Source organism: Georgenia halophila, assembly GCF_039541595.1.
In genome coordinates this window covers 16357-42488 of the sequence record NZ_BAABGN010000011.1, presented here as the reverse complement: position 1 = coordinate 42488, position 26132 = coordinate 16357, and the positions used below count along the sequence as shown (strand labels likewise).

At 70.1% G+C, this 26132-nt stretch carries 19 protein-coding genes; 10 read left to right on the top strand and 9 right to left on the bottom strand.

Going from position 1 to position 26132, the window contains the following annotated elements; all coding sequences use genetic code 11:
• The first annotated feature begins 221 nt into the window (after nt 1-221).
• The 3 genes from ABD907_RS11780 to ABD907_RS11770 all read left to right on the top strand — a co-directional run bounded on the left by ABD907_RS11780 (nt 222) and on the right by ABD907_RS11770 (nt 3571).
• Complete coding sequence (locus ABD907_RS11780) at nt 222-878, top strand: PadR family transcriptional regulator (RefSeq protein ID WP_345216448.1); 657 nt, start codon at nt 222-224, stop codon at nt 876-878.
• The gene (locus ABD907_RS11775; protein WP_345216447.1) at nt 875-1954 is read left to right on the top strand and encodes an inositol-3-phosphate synthase; all 1080 of its coding nucleotides are present in this window, start codon (nt 875-877) and stop codon (nt 1952-1954) included. Before ABD907_RS11780 ends, ABD907_RS11775 begins: the two co-directional genes overlap by 4 nt.
• Nucleotides 1955-2248: 294 nt before the next feature.
• Nucleotides 2249-3571, top strand: coding sequence for an MFS transporter (locus ABD907_RS11770; protein WP_345216446.1), 1323 nt, complete (start codon nt 2249-2251; stop codon nt 3569-3571).
• A gap of 134 nt (nt 3572-3705) precedes the next feature.
• On the opposite strand, the gene ABD907_RS11765 is transcribed toward ABD907_RS11770, so the two are convergent.
• Nucleotides 3706-5157 carry a CCA tRNA nucleotidyltransferase gene (locus ABD907_RS11765; RefSeq protein ID WP_425555759.1) on the bottom strand — a complete coding sequence of 484 codons (1452 nt, stop codon included), beginning with the start codon at nt 5155-5157 and terminating at the stop codon, nt 3706-3708.
• A gap of 82 nt (nt 5158-5239) precedes the next feature.
• Here ABD907_RS11765 and ABD907_RS11760 point away from each other — a divergent pair, with 82 nt between their 5' ends.
• The 7 genes from ABD907_RS11760 (at nt 5240) to ABD907_RS11730 (ending at nt 16545) form a co-directional block, all read left to right on the top strand.
• Complete coding sequence (locus ABD907_RS11760) at nt 5240-5764, top strand: NUDIX hydrolase (RefSeq protein ID WP_345216445.1); 525 nt, start codon at nt 5240-5242, stop codon at nt 5762-5764.
• Nucleotides 5761-8034 (top strand): DUF6049 family protein, encoded by a 2274-nt coding sequence (locus ABD907_RS11755; protein WP_345216444.1) that lies wholly within the window; start codon nt 5761-5763, stop codon nt 8032-8034. The genes ABD907_RS11760 and ABD907_RS11755 overlap by 4 nt, the downstream gene beginning before the upstream one ends.
• Entirely contained in the window at nt 8031-12479 is a 4449-nt protein-coding gene (locus ABD907_RS11750; protein ID WP_345216443.1) for a lipid II flippase MurJ, read from the top strand. Before ABD907_RS11755 ends, ABD907_RS11750 begins: the two co-directional genes overlap by 4 nt.
• An 87-nt stretch (nt 12480-12566) precedes the next feature.
• Nucleotides 12567-13598 (top strand): thioredoxin-disulfide reductase, encoded by a 1032-nt coding sequence (gene trxB, locus ABD907_RS11745; protein WP_345216442.1) that lies wholly within the window; start codon nt 12567-12569, stop codon nt 13596-13598.
• A 44-nt stretch (nt 13599-13642) separates the two neighbouring features.
• On the top strand, nt 13643-13969 hold the full coding sequence (gene trxA, locus ABD907_RS11740) for a thioredoxin (RefSeq protein WP_345216441.1): 327 nt from the start codon (nt 13643-13645) through the stop codon (nt 13967-13969).
• 210 nt (nt 13970-14179) lie between these two features.
• Entirely contained in the window at nt 14180-15547 is a 1368-nt protein-coding gene (locus tag ABD907_RS11735) for an aminotransferase-like domain-containing protein (protein WP_425555758.1), read from the top strand.
• A gap of 11 nt (nt 15548-15558) precedes the next feature.
• Entirely contained in the window at nt 15559-16545 is a 987-nt protein-coding gene (locus tag ABD907_RS11730; RefSeq protein WP_345216440.1) for a D-alanine--D-alanine ligase family protein, read from the top strand.
• Nucleotides 16546-16728: 183 nt separating this feature from the next.
• Here the strand turns inward: ABD907_RS11730 and ABD907_RS11725 are convergent, their stop codons facing one another.
• The 8 genes from ABD907_RS11725 to rpmH all read right to left on the bottom strand — a co-directional run bounded on the left by ABD907_RS11725 (nt 16729) and on the right by rpmH (nt 26079).
• Nucleotides 16729-18255, bottom strand: coding sequence for a ParB/RepB/Spo0J family partition protein (locus ABD907_RS11725; protein ID WP_345216439.1), 1527 nt, complete (start codon nt 18253-18255; stop codon nt 16729-16731).
• Nucleotides 18252-19223 carry an AAA family ATPase gene (locus ABD907_RS11720; protein WP_345216438.1) on the bottom strand — a complete coding sequence of 324 codons (972 nt, stop codon included), beginning with the start codon at nt 19221-19223 and terminating at the stop codon, nt 18252-18254. Before ABD907_RS11720 ends, ABD907_RS11725 begins: the two co-directional genes overlap by 4 nt.
• Nucleotides 19224-22670: 3447 nt before the next feature.
• Nucleotides 22671-23312: a 16S rRNA (guanine(527)-N(7))-methyltransferase RsmG gene (gene rsmG, locus ABD907_RS11715; RefSeq protein ID WP_345216437.1), complete on the bottom strand. Its 642-nt coding sequence runs from the start codon at nt 23310-23312 to the stop codon at nt 22671-22673.
• A complete protein-coding gene (locus tag ABD907_RS11710) occupies nt 23312-23839 on the bottom strand; it encodes a Jag family protein (RefSeq protein ID WP_425555757.1) in 528 nt (175 codons plus the stop codon). Before ABD907_RS11710 ends, rsmG begins: the two co-directional genes overlap by 1 nt.
• Before the next feature lie 67 nt (nt 23840-23906).
• Nucleotides 23907-25109: a membrane protein insertase YidC gene (gene yidC / locus ABD907_RS11705; RefSeq protein WP_345216436.1), complete on the bottom strand. Its 1203-nt coding sequence runs from the start codon at nt 25107-25109 to the stop codon at nt 23907-23909.
• A 13-nt stretch (nt 25110-25122) separates the two neighbouring features.
• Complete coding sequence (gene yidD / locus ABD907_RS11700; protein ID WP_345216435.1) at nt 25123-25560, bottom strand: membrane protein insertion efficiency factor YidD; 438 nt, start codon at nt 25558-25560, stop codon at nt 25123-25125.
• Nucleotides 25557-25934, bottom strand: a complete 378-nt coding sequence (rnpA, locus tag ABD907_RS11695; RefSeq protein WP_345216434.1) for a ribonuclease P protein component — start codon at nt 25932-25934, stop codon at nt 25557-25559. Before rnpA ends, yidD begins: the two co-directional genes overlap by 4 nt.
• Nucleotides 25935-25941: 7 nt before the next feature.
• Nucleotides 25942-26079, bottom strand: a complete 138-nt coding sequence (gene rpmH / locus ABD907_RS11690) for a 50S ribosomal protein L34 (RefSeq protein ID WP_345216433.1) — start codon at nt 26077-26079, stop codon at nt 25942-25944.
• Nucleotides 26080-26132: the final 53 nt, after the last annotated feature.

Genomic DNA, 26132 nt, shown 5'->3' with positions numbered 1-26132 from the left:
TGGTGTCCCCTCAGTATGCGCGAGAGCGCCGCCGGCGCACGTCCATCGTGCTGCAGTTCACGCGTGCGGCCCGTCACGCGGGCCCCGGTCACGGGCCTGGGGCCGCGCCGACATCGCGGTCAGTGTCGCCTCGATCTATCGGGGCGATATATTGTGGCGATCGGTAGTACGGGACGGCGGCGAGGGAGACCGCGCGGCGACAGGCGACGGAAGGGAGGGGTATGAGCACGCGATCGCAGGTCCTCGAGCTGGCCATCCTCGGCCGGCTTCGCGAGTCGCCCGTGCACGGGTACGAGCTGCGCAAGCACCTCAACGTCACGCTCGGCGCGTTCCGCACCCTCTCCTACGGGTCGCTGTACCCGGCGCTGCGCTCCCTGACCGAGCGTGGTCTCATCTCCGCGGCAGAGCCGCGTTCGTCCGCACTCGGTGGTCGGCGAGCACGCATCGTCTACCACCTGACCGACGACGGCAGGGAGTATCTCGACTCTGCGCTCGCCTCGGCGGAGCCGACGTCCTGGGAGGACGACGCGTTCGACGTACGGTTCACGCTTTTCGGAAGCACCGACGCCAGGACCCGGCTACGCATCCTCGAGGGGCGGCGCGCCCGCATGGTCGAACGACGCGAGAAGTTGCGTCAGTCCTTCCGGCGAACCTCGCGACGGATGGACGCCTACACCGCCGAGCTTGCCCGGCACGGCCTCGAGCAGGTCGAGCGGGAGGTCGAATGGCTCGAGCAGGTCATCGACACCGAGCGAGGCACGCGCGGCGCCCTCGACTACGGCTCCCTGCCCACCCGTGAGCCACGGGACCCAACGACGAGCGGAGATGCCAACGGCTACTCCGCGCCCGATGTCACACAAACCAAGGAGCAGCTATGAGTGAAATCCGAGTCGCCGTCGTCGGCGTCGGGAACTGCGCATCGTCACTGGTGCAGGGCGTGCACTTCTACGCCGACGCGGACCCCGAGAGCACGGTTCCCGGGCTCATGCACGTGGAGTTCGGCGACTATCACGTCCGCGACCTGAAGTTCGTCGCCGCGTTCGACGTCGACGGCAAGAAGGTCGGCCAGGACCTCTCCGAGGCCATCAACGCCTCCGAGAACAACACGCTCAAGATCTGTGACGTCCCGCCGCTCGGCGTGCCGGTCCAGCGCGGCCACACGCTCGACGGCCTCGGTCAGTTCTACCGGGAGACGATCGAGGAGTCCGGGGCCGAGCCGGTGGACGTGGTCGCCAAGCTGCGGGAGGCCGAGGTCGACGTTCTGGTCTGCTACCTGCCGGTGGGCTCCGAGGAGGCGGCGCAGTTCTACGCGCAGTGCGCGATCGACGCCGGCGTCGCCTTCGTCAACGCCCTGCCGGTCTTCATCGCGGGGACCAAGGAGTGGGCGGACAAGTTCAGCGCTGCCGGCCTGCCGATCGTCGGCGACGACATCAAGTCCCAGGTGGGTGCCACCATCACGCACCGGGTGCTCGCCAAGCTCTTCGAGGACCGGGGCGTCGCACTGGACAGGACGTACCAGCTCAACGTCGGCGGCAACATGGACTTCAAGAACATGCTCGAGCGGGAGCGCCTGGAGTCGAAGAAGATCTCCAAGACGCAGGCCGTCACGTCGAATCTGCACCAGAAGCTCGGCGCCCGGAACGTGCACATCGGCCCCTCGGACTACGTCGAGTGGCTCGACGACCGCAAGTGGGCGTACGTGCGCCTGGAGGGCCGGGCGTTCGGTGAGGCGCCGATCAACCTCGAGTACAAGCTCGAGGTGTGGGACTCGCCGAACTCCGCCGGCATCATCATCGACGCGATCCGGGCGGCGAAGATCGGTCTGGACCGCGGCATCGGTGGCCCGCTGCTGTCCGCGTCCAGCTACTTCATGAAGTCCCCGCCCGAGCAGCGCCCGGACGACATCGCGCACGAGAGCGTCGAGGCCTTCATCAGCGGGGACATGGAGCGGTGACGAAGGCGAGCGGAGGTTGGGGGCGAGGAACGAGCACCCGGCCGTAGCGGAGCCGAGGAACCGCGACAGTGAGTGGGAGCGGTGACGAAGGCGAGCGGAGGTTGGGGGCGAGGAACGAGCACCCGGCCGTAGCGGAGCCGAGGAACCGCGACAGTGAGTGGGAGCGGTGACGAAGGCGAGCGGAGGTTGGGGGCGAGGAACGAGCACCCGGCCGTAGCGCAGTGCGAGGAACCGCGACAGTGTGACGCCGTAGCCTGCGGGGGTGGCCCTCTCCCTCGACCGCGTGCCGAGCCGATGAGCGTGCTGTCCGACCTGCGCACCGTCGCGGTCAACAGCGGCTTCCGGCGGCTGTTCGCCGTCCGGCTCGTCTCGCAGTGCGGTGACGGCGCGTTCCAGATCGGTCTGGCGACGCTGTTCTTCTTCAACCCGCAGAACATGGCGACGGCGGAGTCGGTTGCGGCCGCCTTCGCCGTCCTGCTGCTGCCGTTCACCGTCGTGGGTCCGTTTGCCGGACCGTTGCTCGACCGTTGGCGCCGTCGTCAGGTGCTGCTGTTCGGCAACGCGATCCGGGTGGTCTTCGCCGTGGTCCTGGCGGCGCTGATGATGACGGTCGGTGTCAGCGTCGGGGTGTACGTCCTCGCTCTCGTCACCCTGGGCATCAACCGGTTCCTCCTCGCGGCACTGTCGGCGGCGCTGCCGAAGGTCGTCGCGCGGGACCACCTGCTCCTGGCGAATTCGATCACCCCCACCCTGGGCGCGGTCAGCGCGGCCGTGGGTGCCGGGATCGGCTTCGTGATCGGCCTCCTCGCACCCGCGGGGACGCTGAAGAGCGGCGTCGTCCTCGTCGTCTCCGGTGCCCTGTTCGCGGGCGCTTCGGCCCTGGCGCTGCGGCTGGGCCGCGACCAGCTCGGTCCGCGGGAGCCAGACGCCAAGGTAGAGCTGTGGGCGGAGGTCCGTGCCACGGCCGCGGACATGGTCGACGGTGCCCGCTACCTCTACGCCCGCCACACCCCGGGCATGGGGCTCACGGTCATGGCGCTGCACCGCTTCCTGTACGGGATGAACTTCCTCGCCCTGCTGCTGATCTCCCGGAACCTGCTCGCCGACCCGCTCGACGCCGCCGCCGGGCTGGCCATGTTCGGCACCCTGACGGCGGTGTCGTTCGCCGGCAACGGCCTCGCGATCGTGCTCACGCCGATCGCGCATGAAAGCATGCGTCCGTCGAGCTGGGTCGCCGTGTGTCTCGGTATCGCCGCAGCCAGCCAGGCGATCCTGGCGACGACGCCGCAGCTCTGGGTGATCGTCGTCGCCGCCGTGCTCATGGGCCTTGGCGTGCAGGGCGCCAAGATCGCCGTCGACACCATCGTCCAGCGCGACACGGACGATACCTACCGGGGCCGGGCCTTCTCCCTCTACGACGTCCTCTACAACGCCGCGTTCGTCGGCGCGGCGGCGCTCGCCGCGGCCGCGCTGCCGGACACCGGCTGGTCACGCGGTGTCTTCGTCGTCCTGACCGCGGTGTACGTCGTCATCGCGGTGGCCTACCGGATCGGGACCGTCCGCGTCCACGACCGGCCCACGCCCGTGCTCGCGCACGAGCGCCTCGAGCGGTCCTGACGCGGCGCGGCACTGGCCACCCGTCGCGATGGCTACACGCGGCGCCGAGGGCTACAGCTGCAACTGTGGCCATCGGTTGTGAGGAGTAGCCCTCGCTGGATCTGACGCCCAGACGCCCCGACGGCGGAACCTGACTACTCCCGCGCCGACCACCAGGCGAGCAGCGCCTCCCGCGCGGCGTCCTCGCCGAGCGGTCCGCGGTCCATGCGCAGGTCGAGCAGGAACCGGTACGCCTCGCCGACCACCGGACCGGCCGGGATGTCGAGGATCTCCATGATCTGGCGGCCGTCGAGGTCCGGCCGGATCGCGGCGAGCTCCTCCTCCTCACGCAGCCGAGCGATGCGGGACTCGAGGTCGTTGTACGCGGCGGAGAGGCGCGCGGCCTTGCGCCGGTTCCGGGTGGTGCAGTCCGCGCGGGTGAGGCGGTGCAGCCGCTCGAGGAGCGGACCGGCGTCGGTGACGTAGCGGCGGACCGCGGAGTCGGTCCACCGGCCCTCGCCGTAGCCGTGGAACCGCAGGTGCAGCTCGACCAGACGGCTGACGTCCTTGATCGTGTGCTTGTCGAAGCGCAGGGCCTTCAGGCGCTTCGCCGTCAGCTTGGCGCCGACGATCTCGTGATGGTGGAAGCTCACCCCGCCGGCCGGCTCGAACTTCCGGGTCGCCGGCTTGCCCACGTCGTGCATGACGGCCGCGAGCCGCAGCACCAGGTCGGGGGCCGGGACGGGGCCGTCCGGACCGGTCTCCAGCGCGATCGCCTGGTCCAGCACCGTCAGGGTGTGCTCGTAGACGTCCTTGTGCCGCTTGTGCTCGTCGACCGTCTCGCGAAGCCGGCTCAGCTCGGGCAGGACCACGTCGGCGACGCCGGTGAATACCATGATCTCGAGGCCGCGGCGGGTCTGCGGCGAGATCAGCAGCCGCTCCAGCTCGGACCGCACGCGCTCGGCCGAGACGATGTTCAGCCGCTGCGCCATGTCCGTCATCGCCGCCGTCACGTCGGGGTCGAGGGCGAATCCCAGCTGGGCGGCGAACCGGGCCGCCCGCATGATGCGCAACGGGTCGTCATCGAAGGACCTGGTGGCACTGACCGGGGTGCGCAGCACCCGCTCGGCGAGGGCTCCGACACCGTCGTGCGGGTCGACGAACGTCAGCTCCGGGACCCGCACGGCCATGGCGTTGACGGTGAAGTCGCGCCGGGAGAGGTCGCCCTCGAGGGTGTCGCCGTACTCGACGGCGGGCTTGCGAGAGCCGATCTCGTAGGCCTCCGACCGGTAGGTGGTCACCTCGACGATCAGGTCTGAGCGACGCGCACCGATGGTGCCGAACTCCTTGCCGATGTCCCATGACGTGTCCCCCCACCGCTCGAGCACGGCGGCGGTCTCGTCGGGCCGGGCCGAGGTGGCGAAGTCCAGGTCGTGGGAGACCACCTCGAGGAAGGCGTCGCGCACCGGACCACCGACGAGCGCCAGCTCGTGCCCGGCCCCGGCGAACGCCTCGCCCAGCTCACGTACCGCCGTCGGGAGGGCGTCCAGCGAGGCGAGTGCGCGGCGCTGCAGGTCGAGTCGTCGATCCGGGGTGGGGCTGGGCACCGCCCAAGGGTGCCATGCACAACCAGCGCCGCACACGCTCGCCTCCTCCGCAAGCACAAGCCTTGCCAATTACAGTGGCCACATGCCTGCCGCCTTCCCTGTGCCGCGCCCGAAGGTGCCGCGGCCGCCGAGGAGCCGACTGGCGAACGCGCGGGCCTCCACGCTCCCGGTGGTGGACGAGACCTCCGCGGGCGGCCTGGTGGTGGACGTGCAGGACGGACGCCCGTTCGCCGCCGTCATCGCCCGCCGCAACCGTGCCGGGCGACTCGAGTGGTGCCTGCCGAAGGGCCACCTCGAGGGTGCGGAGACGGCGGAGCAGGCCGCCGTCCGGGAGATCGCGGAGGAGACCGGCATCACCGGCCAGATCCTGAGGCACCTGGCCACCATCGACTACTGGTTCGCCGGCACCGACCGCCGCGTGCACAAGGTGGTCCACCACTATCTCCTCGAAGCCACCGGCGGACACCTCACCATCGACAACGACCCCGACCGTGAGGCCGAGGACGTCGCCTGGGTCGCCCTGTCTCAGGTGGCCAGCCGCCTCGCCTACCCGAACGAGCGCCGGGTGGTCGCCACGGCGCGGGACGTGCTGGCCGGTCGGGCATGACGTTCTCTCGGGCGGCGCGGCGCCCGGTCGCCGCACTTGCGGCAGCGCTGACGGCCGTGGTCGGTTGCCTTGCCGGTCCTGCCGCCGCGGCACCGGACGAGCCGGAGGCCGCGCGCGGCCTCGAAGTGGAGATCACCGACATGTTCCCGTCGGTGCTGAGCCCGGGCGAGACGCTGACCGTCTCCGGAACCGTCGTGAACCGTTCCGACCAGGACGCCCCGGCGCCCGAGCTGCAGCTCAACATGCAGCGCTACACACCCATCTCGCGCACGTCGCTGCGGCAGTGGATGGACCCGCAGAGCTACTCGATCACCACCCCGCTCGCGGTCGAGGAGCTCGACGCCGTCGCGCCCGGTGCGACCGAGGCGTTCTCTGTGGAGGTTGCGCCCGAGGATCTCCGACTGCCGGAGTCGTACTACGCCTGGGGCCCGCACGGCGTGGAGGTCGCGGTCTCCGACACGGGCGGGACGACGCTCGCCGGCGTCGACCGGAGCGTCGCCCTGTGGTACCCGGACGTCGACGCACAGGCGACGCCGATGAGCGTGCTTGTGCCGGTCACCGCGAGCGCCCAGGAGCGGATCGAGGCGAGCGCGAACCCGGGAGAGGGAGCCGTCGCCGACGCCGCGGCCCCCCGCCTGCTCGGGCTGCTGAGCGCCGTCGACCAGCCAGGGGTCACGACCGCCGTCGAAAGCGAGTTCCTGCTGAGGAGCGAGGAGACCGGAGGCGAGGAGGAGACGACGGAGGAGTCCACCGAGGGTGAGTCCATCGAGGGCGGCACCGACGAGGAATCGACCGGCGAAGAGGAGACGCCGGCGGGCGAGGAGGAGACGCCGGCGGGCGAGGAGGAGACGCCGACCGACGCGGAGACGACGGAGCAGCCGACCGGCGAGGACACCGGTGAGACCACCGACGAGGCGGACGAGACGCCGGAGTCCACCGGCGCCAACGACCTCGGCGAGGCCCTGAACGACCTGAACCTCGAGACCGACCGGCAGGTGGCGGTGCTGCCACGCGACGACGCCGACATCGCGGCGCTCGCGCACACGGACGCGACCGAACGCCTCGCGAATGTCATGGAGGAGTCGGCAGCTGCCGCGGACGACGCCGGGATCGTCGGGGCGGAAGTGCTGGCCTGGCCCGCCACGCAGACCCCCGACACGCAGACGGTCGCGGCCGCCGCCAGGGCCGGAGCGACGACGGCGGTGCTGCCCTTCTCGTCCGTGACACCCCTGGAGCAGCTGACCTACACGCCGACCGGTCGGGCGGACCTCGACGTCGGGGAGGACCGGCTGCCCGCCGTCCTCGTCGACCGTGGGGCCTCCTCCGTGCTGGCCGGCCGCCTGCCCCCGGTGCCCGGCACCGAGGACCGGTCCACCGAGCTGAACCCGCTCGACACCCGACAGCTTCTGCTCGCCGAGTCCGCGGTGATCAACCGCGAGCGCCCGAACGACCAGCGCGCCATCACCCTCGCCCTTCCCCGCGCCTACCGCGGGAACACGGCGGCGCTCGCCGACGCGATCTCGGGGCTCATGTCCGCGCCGTGGGTCCAGCCCACCACGCTGAGCGAGGTCCGCGACCTCGCGGCGCCGGAGCTGGACCGCGACAGCCTGCCGGAGCGGGTGGTGGCCGACACGGAGCTGACCCGTGCGCAGCTCGCGAACATGGATGCCGAACTGGACCGGGCGCGTGACTACGCGAGCGTGACCGAGGAGCCGGAGGTGGTCCTCGACCCGGTGGCGGCGCACATCTCCTCCGCGCTGTCCGCGGCGTGGCGCCGCGACACCGAGGCCCGCGGCGAGCTGTTGGAGGGGGTGCGCGAGCGGGTGGCGAAGCTCGACTCCCAGCTCGTCGCCCTGGAGTCTTCGCCGGTCAACGTCATCAACTCCTCGGCCGAGCTACCCGTGCATGTGCGGAACGATCTGCCCTCGGAGGTGACCGTCGGGGTCGCTCTGGATCCCTCGGACGACCGGCTGCAGGTCGACGGGCCGGTCTCTGTGACGGTGCCGGCGTCCTCCCAGGCCACCGTCGAGGTGCCGGTCCGGGCCGTGGGCAGCGGCAACGTCACCGCCGCCGTCCAGCTCCTCGACGCCGACGGTGAACCGGTCGGCACCCCCAGCGAGCTGCAGGTGCGGGTCCGTGCCGACTGGGAGAGCGTCGGGACCACCGTCGCCGCGGTCGTGCTCGGGCTGATGCTGGTCATCGGACTCACCCGGACCGTGCGCCGTGGACGGCGGATGAAGCCGGCGGCCCCGGAGGAGGTGCAGGCGTGAGCGCCGAGGCTTCCGGCACCGAACCGGAAGAAGGCCCTCGCCGCGGCGTCGCCGGCTCCTCCGCGGTGATGTTCTCCGGCACGCTGGTCTCCCGGCTGCTCGGCATGGTCAAGGCGCCGCTGCTGCTGGGTGCCGCCATCGGGATCAACCACGGCGCCGCGAACGCCTTCGCCGTCTCCAACAAGCTGCCGAACCTGATCTACATGCTCATCGCGGGCGGGGTGCTCAACGCGATCCTCGTCCCGCAGATCGTGCGGGCGATACGCAACCACGACGACGAGGGACGGGCCTACGTCAACCGGCTGCTGACGGTGGGGATGGCCGGGCTGGCCGTGGTGACGGCGGCGCTCACGCTGGCATCTCCGATGCTGGTCTCGCTGTACGCGGCAAACCTGTCGCCCGAGTGGTACGACGTCGCCGTCACGTTCGGCTACTGGTGCATCCCGCAGCTGTTCTTCTATGGCACGTACACGCTCTTCGGGCAGGTGCTCAACGCCCGGAACGTCTTCGGCCCGTACATGTGGGCCCCCGCTCTGAACAACCTGGTGGCCATCGCCGGACTCGTGGCCTACCTCCTCGTCTTCGGCGGCACGTCCGCCCTCGACCCAGCCGACGCCGGCGTGTGGGGGCTGGGCCGGACCGCCCTGCTCGCCGGAACCGCGACGCTCGGGATCCTCGCGCAGGCAGTGGTGCTGCTCGTCCCGCTGCACCGCTCCGGCTTCCGTTACCGCCCGCAGTGGGGCCTGCGCGGCTCGGGTATGGGCCGGGCCAGCCGCATGGCCATGTGGGTGTTCGCGGCGCTGGCGGCGAACCAGGCGGCTTACGTCGTCGTCTCCAACGTGGCCGCGTACGCCGCCGGATCTGCCGGTGACGACGCCACCGTCGCCGGCAACGCCGCGTACGACACCGCCTTCGTGCTCTACACCCTCCCCACGTCCCTGGTCACCGTCTCGCTGGTGACGGCGCTGTTCACCCGAATGTCCGCCAACGCCGCCGCCAAGGATCTCGCCGCGGTGCGGGCGGACGTCTCGAAGGGTCTGCGCACGGTCTCCGTGTTCACCGTCTTCGCGGCCGGGACGCTCATGGTGCTGGCGCTGCCGGTGGTCCGGGTGGTCGCGGCGACCGTGTCCTACCCCGAGGTGCGCTCCATCGCGCACGTGGTCGTGGCGATGCTGCCGGGGCTGGTGGCGGTCGGCATCTTCACGATGTGCCAACGGGTGTTCTACGCCTTCGAGGACGCCCGGGGGCTCTTCCGCCTGCAGATCCCGATGGTGCTGCTCCTGGCCGGCGGCGCGGCCGCCTCGGCGCTCCTGCCCGCTCAGTGGACCGTGGTGGGGATCGGCGTCGCCATGTCGATCTCGAGCTGGGTAGGCGCGATCGTCACCTACCTCGGGCTGCGGCAGCACCTGCGCACGGTCGACGGCGCACGAGTCCTACGCACACACCTGCGGCTGGTCATGGCGGTCCTGCCGTCGACGCTGCTGGGCTGGGGGCTGCTGCGCCTCGTCGGCACCGGCGCCGACATGAGCGTCCTCGGTGCGCTGTGGCGTGTCCTGGTCGTGGGCTCGGTGTCGGCCGTGGTGTACCTGCTGGCGCTGCGTGCCCTCGGCGTCGAAGAGCTACGGACCCTCGGCGACCCGGTGGGCAGGCTGCTCGTCGCAGTGGGTGGCCGGGCGCCGGAGCCGGTCGGCGGTGCCCTCGTCCGCCTCGGCCTGGTTCTCGCCCCCCACGCCGCGCGCACGGCCGCCGTACGTGACGGTGGCCCGGACGACCGCGGCCCGGGCGGCGGGCCGGCGGGGCCCGTTGGCGCCGATGCGCCGGGACCGGGCGGCGGCCGGCCAGGACCCGGCGGCGGTGCGCCGGCCTCCGGCATGCCGTCCGACGAGGGCGCGGGCGGTGCCGCCGTCGCCCGGGCCGTGGCGGCCGCCACGACACCCGAACCGTCCCCGTCGGTGCGGCCAGGATCGCCCGCTGCGCTGCGTAGACTCGACGATGCAGGCGGCAGGGACGAGATGACGGGGGGCACGGCACTGAACCAGCGCACGGACAGCGTTCGCCGAGAGTCTCAGCAGCTCCTCGGCGAACGCTACGAGATTGGTGAACCCCTCGAGACCACCGTCGGGGGTGTGGAACGTCGCCGCGCACGAGACCTCACCCTCGAGGCCGACGTCGAAGTGCTCGTCCTGCCGTCGGCGGGCTCGAAGGTGGCCGAGGTCCTCGACGCGGCCCGCCGCGCCTCACTGGTGGAGGACCACCGGCTGCTGCGCGTGCTTGACGTCGGCACCGACGACGAGTGGGCGTTCGTCGTCACCGACCAGGTCACCGGTCCGGACCTCGGTGAACTCACCGCGTCCGGCGGACTGCCGCCGGAGCAGGCCCGTGCGGTGATCGGCGAGGCCGCGGGCGCGCTCGAGGCGGCGCGCCGCCACGGCGTCCGCCACCTCGCGCTGCGCCCCGCGTGCCTGCACGTCACGCCCGACGGTGAGGTCCTGGTCACCGGTCTGGGCACCGACGCGGTCCTGCTCGACTCGGCCGAGGAGCCCGACGCCTCACCGTTGGACACCGCCCGGCGCGACGCCACCGACCTGGTTCACCTGCTCTACCTGGCGCTGACCGGAGCGATGCCCGAGGAGGGCGCGCCCTCGCCGCGGCAGGCGCGCCGGGAGGTCGCCGGCGACCTGGACGAGCTGTGCGCCCGCACGCTGGCGGGCGACGGGCCGCGCAGCTCCGGCGAGCTGCTGCGGCTCCTGGCGCCATGGCCGGCAGTCGACACCGCCGCCCTCCCGGTCCTGGTGCCGCCGCCGCCCCCGCCGGAGGACGCCGCGGCAGACTCGCCAGATGGCGCCACGGACGGCACCGCTGAGGGTGCGGCAAGTACGGCGGAACGTTCCGCCGACCCCGATGGCGAGCCCGCCGGCGTCATCGGCGCAGGTGCCGCTCAGCTCACCCGCCCGACCCGACGACCGGCTTGGGCGCCGGTGCTTCCGGTCGACGCGTCCGGCGCGGTTCCACCGCCACCGCCACCGCCACCGGACGCAGAGCACCGGCCGGACCGGGACGAGGCACCGGAGCTGGACGAGGCGTCGGATGAGCCGCAATCGGTGACCGAAGGCCAGCAAGCGGAGGACCAGGCGCCGGTGCAGGAGGCGTCACCGTCCGAGGACTCGGAGCCACCGGCCGAGGCAGAGCAGCAGGCCGAGGCAGAGCAGCAGGAGGAAGCGCCGGAGTCCGCAGAACAAGAGGCGGTCAGCGACGCGCCGGCGGAGATTCCCGTCGTCCGACCACGCACGCTCTCCTGGACGCCGCCACCCCCGCCGCCCACTCCGACCCCGCAGTTCCCGAAGATCCTCCAGACACTCGAGGCGCCCGCCGAGACTCCCGTCGACCGACCACGCACGCTCTCCTGGACGCCGCCACCCCCGCCGACCGCTCCGACCCCGCAGTTCCCGGAGATCCTCCAGACGCTCGACGCGCCGGCGGACGATGCCGGCACATCGGATACCGCACGTCACACCCGCACCGCGGCACGATTTGCCGCGGCCGGCACCGTGGCCGCCGGCCTCGCCCGATCCACCGGCTCCGCCGTCACCGCAGGGGCGCGCAAGGCCACCGAGGGAACCCGGAACGCGGCCTCCGCAGGACGCGCGTCGCTGGACTCCGCCGTCGCCGCCCGTCGGCAGCGAGCCGCCGAGTCGGCGCAAGAGCGCGGCGAGGGCACCGCCGCGACCCGCCGGGGAGACGATGACGGTGACGTACCACCCGAGGAGGACCTGCTCTCCGCCGTCGACGGGCCCGAGGTGCCGTTCAAGCAGCGGCGCATCAACCCGACGCCGGTGGTGCTCGTCGTCGTGCTGGCACTCGTGCTGGTCCTGCTGCTGGTCTCGCTGCGGGTGCTGCTCGCGCCGCCCGAGCCCGTGAACCTGCCCGACGACGAGCCCGCGCCGACCGCCGAGGAGACCACACCCGAAGAGGCCACGACCGAGCCGACGGAGGAGCCCACCGCGCAGGAGGTTCAGGCACCCCCGCCCGTCATCGCCTCGCTCGCGCCGCTCGACCCGGAGGGTGACGGCCTGGAGAACCCGGAGCTCACCCCGCGAGCGCTGGACGGAGACCCCGCGACCTTCTGGCGCTCCCGTTCCTACGTCGATCCGGAGTACGGCATGAAGTCCGGCATCGGACTCGTCATCACCCTCGAGGAGAACAGCACCGTCAGCCGCGTCGAGATGGATCTGATGGGCACCGGTGGCATGGTCGAGATCCGCGCCACGTCGCCGGAGAACCCGACCGAGGGCGAGGTCCTGGCCTCCGGAGAGATGGGCCCCGACTCCGTCTTCGAGTTCGATCCGGTCGAGACCGAGACGATCGTGCTGTGGTTCCCGCGGCTTCCCGTCGCGGATTCCGACGGCCTCAACCGCATCGAGCTGGCCGAGCTGCGGGTGGGCTGAACGACGGCGGAGCACAGCGGCACCGGGAACATCGCCCGCCTACCATCGGTTGAACAGACGGACCCCCAGAACAGACGTGAGGAAGACATGGCTGCGCAGGACAAGACGCCCGAGGCCCGGGACGTCGTGATCATCGGATCCGGCCCGGCCGGCTACACCGCCGCGGTCTACGCGGCGCGGGCGAACCTGCGGCCGGTGGTCTTCGCGGGCGCCATCACCGCCGGTGGTGCGCTGATGAACACCACCGAGGTGGAGAACTTCCCCGGTTTCCGTGACGCCATCATGGGCCCGGAGCTGATGGAGAACATGCAGGCCCAGGCCGAGCGGTTCGGTGCCGAGGTCCGTTACGAGGACGTCGTCTCCGTCGACCTGACCGGAGAGATCAAGACGGTCACCACAGACGACGACGAGACGTTCTCGGCACGGTCGGTCATCCTCGCCAATGGCTCCTCCTATCGGGAGCTGGGCCTGCCCGAGGAGAAGACCCTCAACGGCAAGGGCATCTCCTGGTGCGCCACCTGCGACGGCTTCTTCTTCCGCGACCAGCACGTCCTCGTCGTCGGTGGCGGCGACAGCGCCATGGAGGAGGCAACCTTCCTCACCCGGTTCGCGGAGAAGGTGACCGTCGTGCACCGCCGCGACGAGCTGCGTGCCTCGAAGATCATGGCCGAGCGGGCGATGGCCAACGAGAAGATCGAGTTCGCCTGGAACAGCGAGGTGGCGGCCATCCATGGCGAGGCCAAGATGACCGGCGCGACCCTGCGCGACACCGTCACCGGCGAGGAGCGCGAGGTCGAGGCCACAGGGATGTTCGTCGCCATCGGGCACGATCCGCGCACCGAGATCCTGGCCGGCCAGGTCGACCTCGACGACGAGGGCTACATTCTCGTCAAGCATCCCACCACGGAGACGAACCTTCCGGGCGTCTTCGCCTCCGGCGACGCCGTCGACCACATCTACCGCCAGGCCGTCACCGCGGCCGGCACCGGTTGCGCGGCCGCGCTGGACGCCGAGCGCTACCTCGCGCAGCTCGACGAGGCGGGCCGGCCGCAGACCGACGCGGCACAGACCGATCGGGACCAGGCCAGCAGCGCCCGGAACGAGAACGCCCTGGTCTGAGCCGTGGCCCGAGCCGCGCCGCCCGACAACGAGAGGAGTCACCAGTGAGCACCGTGAACGAGGTCACCGACACCACCTTCGACAGCGAGGTCCTGAAGTCGGACAAGCCCGTCCTGGTCGACTTCTGGGCCGACTGGTGCCCGCCGTGCCGCCAGATGGCTCCCATCATCGACGAGATCGCCGCGCAGCACAGCGAGTCGATGAAGTTCGTCAAGCTGGACACCGACGCGAACCCGGCGACGGCGCAGCAGTACGGGATCGTCTCGATCCCGACCTTCAACGTCTACGTCGATGGCGAGCTCGTGAAGTCCATCGTCGGCGGCAAGCCGAAGAAGGCCTTCACCGAGGAGCTCTCCGACTACCTCCGCTAGTCCGCGCCCGCACGCACGCGACGCCCCCGCCCAGCAGGCGGGGGCGTCGTCGTGCCCCGTGCCGACTTGTCATCCGCGTGCCCACTCGTCATCCGCGAACAGTCCACTCCGACGGCGCGCGCGAAACGGCACGACACACCATGCCCCCACGATGGCAGACTGCACGGGATGCCGGACGCGCCGGCGTCGAAACCGTCGAGAGGCAGGACCATGAACGCACCGGGTGCGCAGGCAGGGCACGGCGAGCACAGCCGGCGGGACGCCGCCGCTGCTGCCGCCGGTGCCGCCGGCACCCGGCTGGACCCCTGGTTCTCCAGCTACGCCGAGCGCGCCCACGGCATGCGCGCTTCGGAGGTGCGCTCCCTGTTCGCCGTTGCCAACCGGCCGGAGGTCGTCTCGCTGGCCGGCGGCATGCCGAACATCGACGGCCTCCCGCTCGACTTTCTCGCCGAGATGACCGCCAAGCTGCTGCGCGACCGTGGTCCCAAGGTGCTGCAGTACGGTGGCGGCCAGGGCGAGGAAGAGCTGCGCGAGCAGATCGTCGACGTCATGCGGTACGACCACGTCCACGCCCACCCGGACGACGTCATCGTGACGACGGGCTCCCAGCAGGCGCTCGACCTGGTCACGGAGATCTTCGTCGACCCGGGCGACGTCGTCGTCGCGGAGGCGCCGAGCTACGTCGGTGCCCTCGGCGTGTTCCGCGCCTACCAGGCGGACGTGGTTCACGTCGCCATGGACGACGACGGACTGGTGCCCGAGGAGCTGGACCGCACCCTCACCGAGCTGAAGCGGGCGGGCCGCACCGTCAAGTTTCTCTACACGGTGCCGAACTACCACAACCCGGCCGGTGTGACCCTCTCGCTCGAGCGCCGCCCGCAGATCGTGGAGATCTGCAGGCGTCACCACGTGCTCGTCCTCGAGGACAACCCGTACGGGCTGCTCGGGTTCGACGCCGACCCGATGCCGTCGCTGAAGAGCCTCGACGACGACGGCGTGGTCTACCTGGGCTCCTTCTCGAAGACGTTCGCGCCGGGGTACCGCGTCGGCTGGGCGCTCGCGCCGCACGCCGTGCGCGAGAAGCTCGTGCTGGCGAGCGAGGCGGCGATCCTCTCCCCGACGATGATGGGGCAGCTGTCCGTATCGACCTACCTCTCCTCCTACGACTGGTACGGGCAGGTCAAGAGCTACCGGGCGATGTACCGCGAGCGTCGCGACGCCATGATGGCGGCACTGGGCGAGTTCCTGCCGGAGGCGTCCTGGACCGTTCCGGAGGGCGGCTTCTACACCTGGGTGAAACTGCCCGAGGGTCTCGACGCCCAGGCGATGCTGCCGCGGGCGGTGACCAACCTCGTCGCATACGTCTCCGGCACCGCCTTCTACGCCGACGGTCAAGGTCACGACCACATGCGGCTGTCGTTCTGCTACCCGACGCCGGAGCGCATCCGCGAGGGGGTGCGCCGCCTCGCGGACGTGGTCCGGGCGGAGGCCGATCTGGTCACCATGTTCGGCACCGCACCCCATCCGCCCCGCCCAGAGGAGAGCGTCGTCGACTTTCCCTCACCTGATCAGGTCTGAGAGAGGTGCACATGAGCGCGCAGCAACCACCGGCCGACACCCCGGCCGCGACCGAGCAGGCGCCGGCCACCGTCGCCGTCCTGGCGGGAGGGCTCTCGCACGAGCGCGACGTCTCCCTGCGCTCCGGCCGGCGCGTCGCGGGCGTCCTTCGTGACGCGGGTCTGGAGGTCCAGGTTCTCGACGTCGACTCCGAGCTGCTGCCGAGGTTGGCGAAGCTCCAGCCGGACGTGGTGTGGCCCCTGGTGCACGGCTCGACGGGTGAGGACGGCTCCCTGCAGAACGTCCTGGACCTGGTCCATGCGCCGTACGTGGGCAGCGAGGCGGCCGCCTGCCGCCTCGCCTCGAGCAAGCCGGTCGCCAAGGCTCTCCTGCGCCAGGCCGGCCTCTCGACGCCGGACCACGCCGCCCTGCCCCAGTCGGTGTTCCGCGAGGTCGGCGCGCGAGGTGTGCTGGACGCCGTCGAGCGGGACCTCGGGCTGCCGCTCGTCGTCAAGCCGGCCGCAGGCGGGTCGGCGCTCGGCGTCACGGTCGTCCACGCCGCGGACCAGCTGCCCGAGGCGATGGTGTCCTGCTTCGCCTACGGCGACGTCGCACTCCTCGAGAAGGCCGTGCACGGTGTCGAGGTCGCCGTCTCGGTCATCGACGTCGAGGGTGGGCCTCGCGCCCTCCCCGCGGTCGAGATCGTCACCGAGGGGCCGTACGACTACGACGCCCGCTACAACGCCGGCCGCAGCGAGTACTTCGTGCCGGCACGCCTGAACGAGGCGCAGACTGCCACGGTCCACGATCTGGCGGTCGCGGTGCACCGCACGCTGGGCCTGCGGCACCTGTCCCGCACGGACATGATTCTCGACGACGAGGGCACTGCCTGGTTCCTCGACGTCAACGTGGCTCCGGGCATGACCGAGACGTCGCTGTTCCCGCAGGCCGCGATCGCCGACGAGCGCGATCTGTCGGACATCTACCTGGCGATCGTCGAGGCCGCCACCCGAACCTGACCCCGCCGAGACGTCACCCACGCTGACATGTCACCGCCGCAACCACGTGTCGTTCTCGGTCCGGACACACTCAGCCACACCGCTCAGCGAGAGCGGGTCGACATGACACCGCCGCCCGAGACCCGAGAGGTCTGAGCGGCGGCGGTGTTTGAGGGATGCCCGGGCTTCCAGCCGACCGTGCTCTCAGCCGACATCCGGCGTGATGTGCTCCTCGCCGGGGGCGAGGACGTCAAGGATTCGGTTGAGGTCCTCCACCGAGGCGAACTCGACGGCGATGCGGCCCTTTCGTTGGCCGAGATTGACCTTGACGCGCGTGTCGAGGCGGTCAGACAAGCGCGTGGCCAGCCGGTTGAGGTCCTCGGTGTGCGCGTTCGTCCGCGGCCTACGGCGCATCTCGGGCTCCACGGGCTCGTCACCGAGAGCGACGATCTCCTCCGTGGCTCGCACGCTCAGACCCTCGGCCACGATCTTCTGGGCCAGCCGCTCCATGGCGGCCCCGTCGGACAGGCCCAGGAGGGCACGCGCGTGACCCGCCGAGAGGACGCCGGCCGCCACCCTGCGCTGCACGAGCGGGGGGAGCTTGATGAGCCGCAGTGTGTTCGAGATCTGCGGGCGTGACCGGGCGATGCGGGTCGCGAGCTCGTCGTGGGTGCAGCCGAAGTCCTCGAGCAGCTGGTGGTAGGCCGCGGCCTCTTCCAGCGGATTGAGGTTGGACCGGTGGAGGTTCTCCAGGAGTGCGTCCCTCAGCAGGTCGCTCTCGCTGGTCTCCCGCACGATCGCCGGGACGGTGTCGTTACCGGCGAGCTTTGAGGCGCGCCACCGACGCTCACCCATGATGAGCTCGTAGCCGGCCCCGTTCTCGTCTGGCTCAGGCATCGGCCGGACCACGACGGGCTGGAGGACGCCGACCTCACGGATGGAGGCGGCGAGCTCCTCGAGCTCCTCCTCGTCGAACACCTGTCGCGGCTGGCGCTGGTTCGGCACGATCTGGTCGACCGGCAGGTCTGCGTACGAGGCGCCGGGAACGGGAACGAGACCCTCGCCCGAGTCACCGGCCGTGGGGGTGGTGGCGTGCGAGCGCGGCGCCTCGTCCTCTGCCTGAGTGGCGGCTTGCGTGGGGCGATCGTCCGCAGCCGCGGACCGGACGAGGTGGATGTCGGGTCCCGCGGTGCTCTCGGCCTCAGCGGGGCGCGAAGCGCTCTCCCCAGATGCGACCTCGGGCGGCTCGACCGACTCCGGTGCTTCCGTCGTCGGACGTCCGGTCGAGGCGGCTGGACGTGCGGCCGATCTGGCAGTCGCCTTGGCTCCCGGCTTCGCGGTCGGCGTTGCGCCCGAGTCGGTCGCGGGCTTGGACGCCGACCTGGCAGCCGTCTTCGACGCCGGCTTGTCGGTGCTCTTCGCACTGCTCGACCGGGCGGTGGGCCTGGTCTTCGTCCGCTTCTTGCCGGGTTCCATGAGCGATCGCGCCGCCGAGCGGGAGCTGGCGCGTTCCGCCGTCGCCTCGTCCGAACCGTCGCCGTCCGGCGGCGCCTCTTCTGCGGAGGACGCCGAGCCCGATGACGGAAAGAACACGTCCACCGGACGGGCAACCGTGATGGTTGCACCCTCCGTAGCGGCCACTGCCGCCTCGGCGGCGGCCGCCGGCTCCGCCGGCGCGGAAGGGATCAGGGCACCGATCCCACGCCCCAGACCCCGACGCTTCTCACTCATGAGTTCTCCTTCTCGGCAGTTGCCGACTGTGCTGCTGATGTCGCCCGCGCTGCGATCTCCTTGGCGGCCTCCAGGTACGCGAGAGCACCGGTGGAACCGGCGTCGTAGGTCAGAACTGTCTGGCCGTAACTCGGAGCCTCGGACACGCGCACGGAACGTGGGATGGTCGCGCTGAGGGTCTCGTCCGGGAAGTGCTCACGGACCTCCGCCGCGACCTCTCGAGCGAGGTTCGTCCGCTTGTCGTACATCGTCAACACGATTGTCGACACATGTAGGTCTGGGTTGAGATGTCCACGGATCAGGTCAATGTTCTTCAGCAGCTGGCTGAGCCCTTCGAGCGCGTAGTACTCGCACTGGATCGGGATCATGACCTCCCGAGCGGCGACGAAGGCGTTGATCGTGAGGAGCCCCAAGCTCGGGGGGCAGTCGATCAGGATGTAGTCGAAGCGCTCGTGACCTTCGCGCTCACGCCGCTCCACGCCGTCTCGGATTGCGTTCCGCAACCGGTTCTCGCGGGCGACCATGGAGACGAGCTCAATCTCCGCGCCCGAAAGGTCGATCGTCGCCGGCGCGCCGTAGAGGCCGGGAACAGCCTCGCAGGGTTGGATCACGTCGTTGAGCGGCACGTCGTTGATCATGACGTCATATATCGAAGGCACGCCCGCATGGTGCTCGAGCCCAAGGGCTGTCGAGGCATTGCCTTGTGGGTCGTTGTCGATCACGAGAACCTTGAGGCCGCCGGTGGCCAGGGCGGCCGCGATGTTCACCGCCGTAGTGGTCTTGCCGACGCCGCCCTTCTGGTTCGCGATGGTGAAGACACGTGTCTGGGGCGGCTTCTCGAACTTCGCCCCGTGAAGCTCGATGCGCTTCCTCACGTCCTCCGCCAGCTGTGCCGCGAGCGGGGTGGTGTCGTCCGTGTCGGGGACCGACCGCAGGAGCGCCGCGCGCCGCCTCTCGTCCGGCCCCATGGCGCTCTGACCTGCGGCGATACCTTCTCGCGCGGCTGAATCGTCCTGCGGGGGCACAACATCCCCTTCACTCGAAGTCGTGGCCTTCGGCAATAGTAGAGGAGCAACCTGGCGGCTTTGTGCACGTGTCCAGCGAGTCGCGTTTCACGTGACACCGGGCGACCCCTGATTCGCCACGGAGAGGCGCGAGCGCCTGCTGACGGCGAGCAGAAGAGGTCGTGGCATGTGTTGAGCGACCGACACGAGGCCTGACACCTGCGTCGGTTGACCTTCTTACGCGGCCCGTGGCGGGCTCCCGCGGGAGCGCGGGACGGTATGTGGTGACGATTCGGACATACCCATTCTCCGAAGTCGCGTCCGCGCGCGCCTCGGGCCGTTCCACGTGAAACCGGCGGGCGCCTCGTGTTCGCAGGTGCAGGCGTGGCTTAGATGCATCGACCTGCTGAAGTTGGCGCGCGCGGGCGTTCACGCTGTCGAGACCGCCGCGCGCACGCTTGGCCGCGCACAACATCGGCCCGGCTTGCCTGGGACGAACTCGTCATGCGCGCCAGCCCGTCGTGCCTGCGGCGCTGCATGGGGCCGAGCAATCCTGCGGGCGGCGCAGGTGCCTGTGCACTTTGACCAGGAGCGTGCTTCCGAGATGGGTCTCCGATGCCGTTTCACGTGGAACCTCTGGGAACTGCACGGCACGCTGGGGTCGCTCGCGTGCCTCTCCAGGCGGCGCCTCGACGCCTCGCCTGTCACCGTTCTGAGCGGCGAACCGCTCACGTTCCATGTGCCACCTGGATGTTGCCCAGGCGTGCGTGGGTTGCGCGCTCGGTTTCACGTGGAACCGACCGTGGTGGAACGGCCGGGTGGTCCCACGTCTTGGTTCAGGAATTGCGCTCCGAGGGCTCCACCTCGGCGCCCGCCCGCCGCGGCCGCTCAGGCGTAGCGGGGCCGCGAGATCGGGTCGGCGGCGCGTACTGGGCTGGGCCCGCGCCAGGTCCACAGAAGACCGGGCGCCGGGGCGATCCGTTCACTCGCGGCGCCTCGTGGGGGGAGCGTCGGACTGGCAGTCCAGGGCGTGTTTCACGTGCAACTTCGGCGGCGGGCCGTACCCGCCCGCCGCTGCCTCGGCCCCTCCCCGCTCAGCGGGCTATCCCACCTCTGTGTCGGCGCATGCCTTACCCATCGGCGGCGAAACGTCCGGCAGGACCGCCCGCGATCCCGCTTGCTCCGAATCTAGCCCTCACCGAGCCGGCGCGTTTCGACGCTGGCCAGGATGGAACGTCGACCCGGATGAATGTCGAACAGAAATCAAGCCAAGGCCCGCGGCACTCGCTTCCGATGAGTGCGGGAGAGGCCAGGCCGGCGTGCCTCTACGCCGACCGGTTCGCGCCCACCGCTCCGGTTTCACGTGGAACCGGGAACCCCAATTCGATGCGTCGCTTCCGCGCCGCTCTGCCAGGACGCTGCCCTGGCTGGCCGCAAGTGGTGGCAAGATCCGAGTCGCCGCAGTTCTGACTGGACACTTAAGCTGACCGGAGCCTCGCTCGGTACGTGCCATGCGCGTGGCCGAACCGGAAGTATCCAACCGACCGTCTCCAAGCAGGCCTGGAGCGAGGATGGCGCACCCGAGCTGCCGTTGGGTGTACGCCACCCGCCAGCACCGGCACGAGTACTGGCACACGCAAGCCCCTGAAGCGGCCGGGGACGTTTCACGTGAATCCATCAATAGCGCCGCCCGTCAAGCATTCCGGCCGTCGCGCCCTCAACCCGCCGAACCGTGGGTCGTACGCCGACGCCGGCACAGCGGGTCTTGCCGACTCCTTCCCGAGACCGACATGCACTTCCTCGCCAGCCGGCCCGGCCACAGTCGGGCGCACTGGGCCGCCCCGAGTGACGCACTCACGCGGGTCGGTCATACTTCCCCGAGGGGCGGCCGGGTCGTTTCACGTGAAACGGACGGCCGCTCGCCGCCGATCCGCGACCCGACCGCCTCCTATGCCGGCGGTTGTACGTTCCTCTGCCGAACGCATCGATCAGACATCCTTTCAGGGCCCGGTCGGCATGTCCGCATGTCGCGGCCGGCCGGTGCCTGTCTCCCACCCTGCGGCCGCAGGGCGCGTGATTTGACCGGCAAGCCATATGAATCTCGACGGTCCATCTGGCCGGCCGGTGGGAGGCGGCTCTTGCCACGCAACGTCCACAGTGACAGTCACTAGACCGCGTTCACCGCCTCGTGGCCACTCGAGCGCCATGCAGGAGCGTCGGCGCGCCCGTTTCACGTGGAACCTTTCCTATCGGGACATGCATGGGGCCGCGGGTCCCAGCGGGAAGCGCGGAAGGCGCTCAGGGCACGAGGACCTTTTCCAGCGACCCACGGACACCTGGCGCGGCGCGACTTCGTTCCACGTGGAACCAGCGGCCGGCGGTGGGTCGCCGCTGCTCGCCCGGGTGTACATCATGACGTGTGCTCTAGCCGCAAGCCGAGCGAACTGCTCAGGAGGTCGGAAGCCGCACCGAAACGGACAGGCGTACAGCCGCCAGGCATAACGGCTCCGCGCCAGCTCGGTCCTTGTGGGTGCCGTCCCACCCTCCCCGGCACATCGATGTGACAGTTCGCCCGCTTCTCGGCCGGGCGTCGCCGGCGACCTTAGGTCACCGAAGGCTCCGTTCGATGGGAACCGTCGGATGGGTGGTAAGACCAGGTCCCGGCGAGGCGCTGCCAGGTAGAACCACCGTCACTGGTCCAGGCGCCTCGCCGCAGGGAGCACGCCAACCCGGGATCTGCCTCCGCCTGGCACCGTCACGGCGCTTGCCATCGGCCATTGTGTTCCACGTGAAACGGGACGTCGTTCCCGATCTCCGCGCCCTCGACCGAGCCATGACCCGCGCGATTACCTCACCAGACAACAGCTTCAGCCCTCGTCAGCCGCCATAGCGCGTGATCGCCTAGCTCAAGGATGGGGTCCTCGTCAGGCACGGTTGACCGGCGCGGGGTCGCGGTCGCGTCAGAACGCCGACAGGCGCCCCCTTCAAGCCCGCCCGATATACCCATCGCCTCCGCCGTGCCGTTCCGCGTCGGCGCGCACAGCAGCCTCATACGGTCGGTGCGACGAGAACCCTCGGCACGCTAACCTGCTGAACCACCGCGAGGCGGGGTCACCGTTCCCGTCAGGCAGCGCCACCGGCTTGGATTCACGTGGACGACTACGTCCCAAGCCTGCTACAGCGACAACAATCACGCACCGCCGGCTTCGCGGCGCGGGGCGCTGCGTATACCGGCTACGAGCCGCCGTTCTGGCGCTACAAGGAGTCCCGTCCTTGGGCAACCTCTCGGCTTGCCTCCTCCGAACGCAATGGCGCGGCAACGACGTGGTCGCCGGGCTTGGCGCTGAGCATCGGTCAAGGAGCCGGCGGGGGACCAGCAGCACGAACGCTATTGATAATGATTCTCGTCAACTACCGCTTCTCCACGACGACCACTGTCGTCGGCTCAGCTCCCTCGATTGCCGCCACTCGCTCCACGCTTACGTCGTGGCCCCCGAGCTTGCGGATGACGTACTTCGCTGACTCGACCTCTTCGGCTGCCTTCTGCCCCTTCAGGGCCACCAGTCGGCCACGGCCACGCACGAGCGGGAGGCTCGACCGCGCCAGCTTGTCCATCACGGCGACGGCGCGTGCGGTGACGACGTCGAACGACTTCTTCTTGTGCAGCTCTTCCGCGCGCACCTGTTGGATTGTGACGTTGTCGAGACCGACCTCCTCGACCACATCTCTCAGCCAGGTAGCCCTACGCTCCATCGGCTCGAGGAGGTGCATCTCGAGGTCTGGCCGCATGATCGCGAGCACGATGCCTGGGAATCCCGCCCCCGAACCAATGTCCGCGACGGTGCTGTCGTCCGGCAGAAACAGCGAAGCCGCGGCCGAGTTGACGATGTGCCGGCTCCACAGGCGCGGCAGCTCGCGGGGGCCGATCAGTCCACGGAGCTCGCCTTCTTCGACGAGCATCTGGGCGAAGTGTTCCATCGGCGCCCACGACAACCCGAAGAACTCCCTGACGGGCTCCGTCGGTTCCTCGACCGCCACGGGCTCGAGAGCCATCAGGATGGGTGGATCACGACGTGGCGCTCGGGCTCGACGCCCTCAGAGTCACTGACCAAGCCGGCCGCGGCGACGACATCGTGCACGACCTTGCGCTCGAACGGATTCATCGCCGGCAGGTCACGGCGCTCACCCGAGGCCGTGACCTCGCCGATCGCCTTCTCGGCGATGCGTGTCAGCTCCGTCTTGCGGCCCTTGCGGTAGCCCGCGATGTCAAGCATCAGGCGGCTTCGCTCACCGGTCTTCGCCTGCACGGCGAGGCGCGTCAGCTCCTGCACCGCATCCAGGACCTCGCCGTCGGTGCCCACCAGTCGTTTGAGCCACCGGGAGCCGTCCTCCTCGGAGAGAATCTCGACCGCGGCGCGCCCATGGTCGACGTCGATGTCGATGTCACCGTCAAGGTCGACGATGTCGAGAAGCTCTTCGAGGTAGTCGGCGGCAATCTCGCCCTCCTCCTCGAGCCGCTTCAAGCTATCGGGTTCGGACGGCTGGTCCTTGCCCTCGACCGCCTTGGTGTCCTCGCTCACGAATGGGTCCCTCTTCTCTGCTCTGGCGCCTTGCGGCGTGGTCGAACGTGCGGATCCCTCCGCGTTGTTAGCTGTTGCGGCCCTTTTTCGCCTGAGCCTTGCGCCGGGCGGCCGCGGCTCGTCGCTGGGCGGCCCGCTCGTCGTAGCGCTTCTGGGCGCGCTCGGCCGGGGTCAGACCGTCCTTGCCGATCGGCCCCTCGTCCGGCGAATCGGAGTCGGCCTCGTCAGCGTCGTCCGCCTGGTCTGCAGACTTCGCCGGTTGCCCGTTGCCCGCGGCCGCCGGTGTGACGGGCCCGGACTTCTTCGCCCGGTCCTTCCGCTTCGGTTGGACGCGCTGCCCACCCTTCGGCTCGTCGTCGACCTCCGGCTTAGCAGCCTCCTGCTCCTCCTCCTCCGGGGGCAGGCCCTTGCGCTCGCGCCGCTTCGCGATTCGTTCCTGGCGCTTCTTGTGGGCCTCGGACCCCGGCGCCGGCTGACGGCGGATCGTGTAGAACTGCTGGCCCATCGACCAAAGGTTGGAGATGCACCAGTAGATCAGCACACCGATCGGGAAGTTCACGCCGGTGAACGCGAAGATCAGGGGCAGCAGGTACATCAACATCTTCTGCTGACGCGCCATCGGGTTGTCCAACGCCGACTGCGGCATGTTCTTCATCGTCAGCTGCCGCTGAGTGAGGAACGACGTCGCCGACATGACCACGATCAGGAAGACCGTGACGATCTTGACCGACGTGAGGTCGGAGTTCAGGAACGTCTGCGAGATCGGCGCACCGAACAGGGTCGACGTCTCCGCATCGATGGCGAGCTGCTGCGTCAGCGGCCCGATCGAGTCGCGTTCCCCATTCCCGTACTCACCACGCGAGAGCGGACCGAGCGAGTGCAGCACCCGGAACAACGCGAAGAAGATCGGCATCTGCAGCAGGATCGGCAGACAGGACGCGAACGGCGAGGTCCCGTGCTCCCGGTAGAGCGCCATCATCTCCTGCTGCATCTTCTGCCGGGACGCAGGATCGGTCTTGCCCTTGTACTTCTTCTGCAGCTTCTGCAGGTCCGGCTGGATCAGCTGCATCCCACGCGCGGCTTTGATCTGCTTGAAGAACAGCGGGATGATCAGGATCCGGATGACCACCGTCAGACCGACGATCGACAGCACCCACGCCCAACCGGAGCCCTCGGGGAGCCCGATCCACACGAGGGCGTCGTGCACCGTGACCATGATCCAGGCGACGACCCACATGATCGGGTACAGGATTGAGTCGAACCAGTCCATGGCTTATGTGCTCCTAGCGATCCTTCGGCACGACGGTGCGCGCCCCACGTGTATCTGCCTCGAGCGTACGTGCTCGAGAGGCATCGCCCGAATTGCGCGGGCCTTCGTCGTCCGTCTCGTCGGTACTGCCGACCCGCTCAGCAGGCGGGTTGGACCAGCTGCCTCGTGGCGGCACATGGTCCACGCCGCCGAGACTCCACGGGTTGCAGCGCAGCAGACGCCAGGCCGCCAGCACCGCCCCCTTGAACATCCCGTGACGCCGTAGCGCCGCCACTGCGTACGCGGAGCAGGAGGGATAATACCGGCACGTCGGCGCCAGCCACGGGGACACGATCTCCTGATACGCACGGACCAGGATGATCAGGATCCAGGTCAGCGGGTTACGGGGCGGCCGGTCCTCGTTCTCCGACGGCGACCCGCCCGCTTCGTGCCGCCCCGCCGCGGCGGTCATCGCCGGTTCCCGGCTGTGGTCCGGCTCCGTCGCCGTGCCGTCGCGATGGCCGCGTCTAGATCCTCGGCGAGCGCGGCGCTACTCGCGCCGGCCGACGCCGGCAGAGCACGGACGACGATCCGGCTACCGGGAACAAGCGCGTCCACCCGTTCGGCCATGAGGCCACGCAGCCGTCTCTTCACCTCGTTTCGCCGCACCGCGATTCCCACCGCCTTGGACACGACAAAGCCGACGAGGACCGCAGATTCGCGGTCTCCCGTCGGCGGCGCGCCTGTCAGATGCACGACGAGCCGTCGCGACCCGCCGCGTGCGCCCCGGCGGACGGCGTCGGTGAAATCGACCGAACGACGCATCCGGTTCCGGGCCGGGAGCACCGGTGATTCAGGCGGAGATCTTGGCGCGTCCCTTGCGGCGGCGCCCCGCGAGGATGGCGCGGCCGGCCCGGGTGCGCATGCGCAGACGGAATCCGTGCACCTTGGCACGGCGCCGGTTGTTCGGCTGGAAGGTGCGCTTGCTCACGGCATTACTCCAAAACGCTCGGTCTTCGTCAGGCCCCGCGCGTTCGGGGGGCA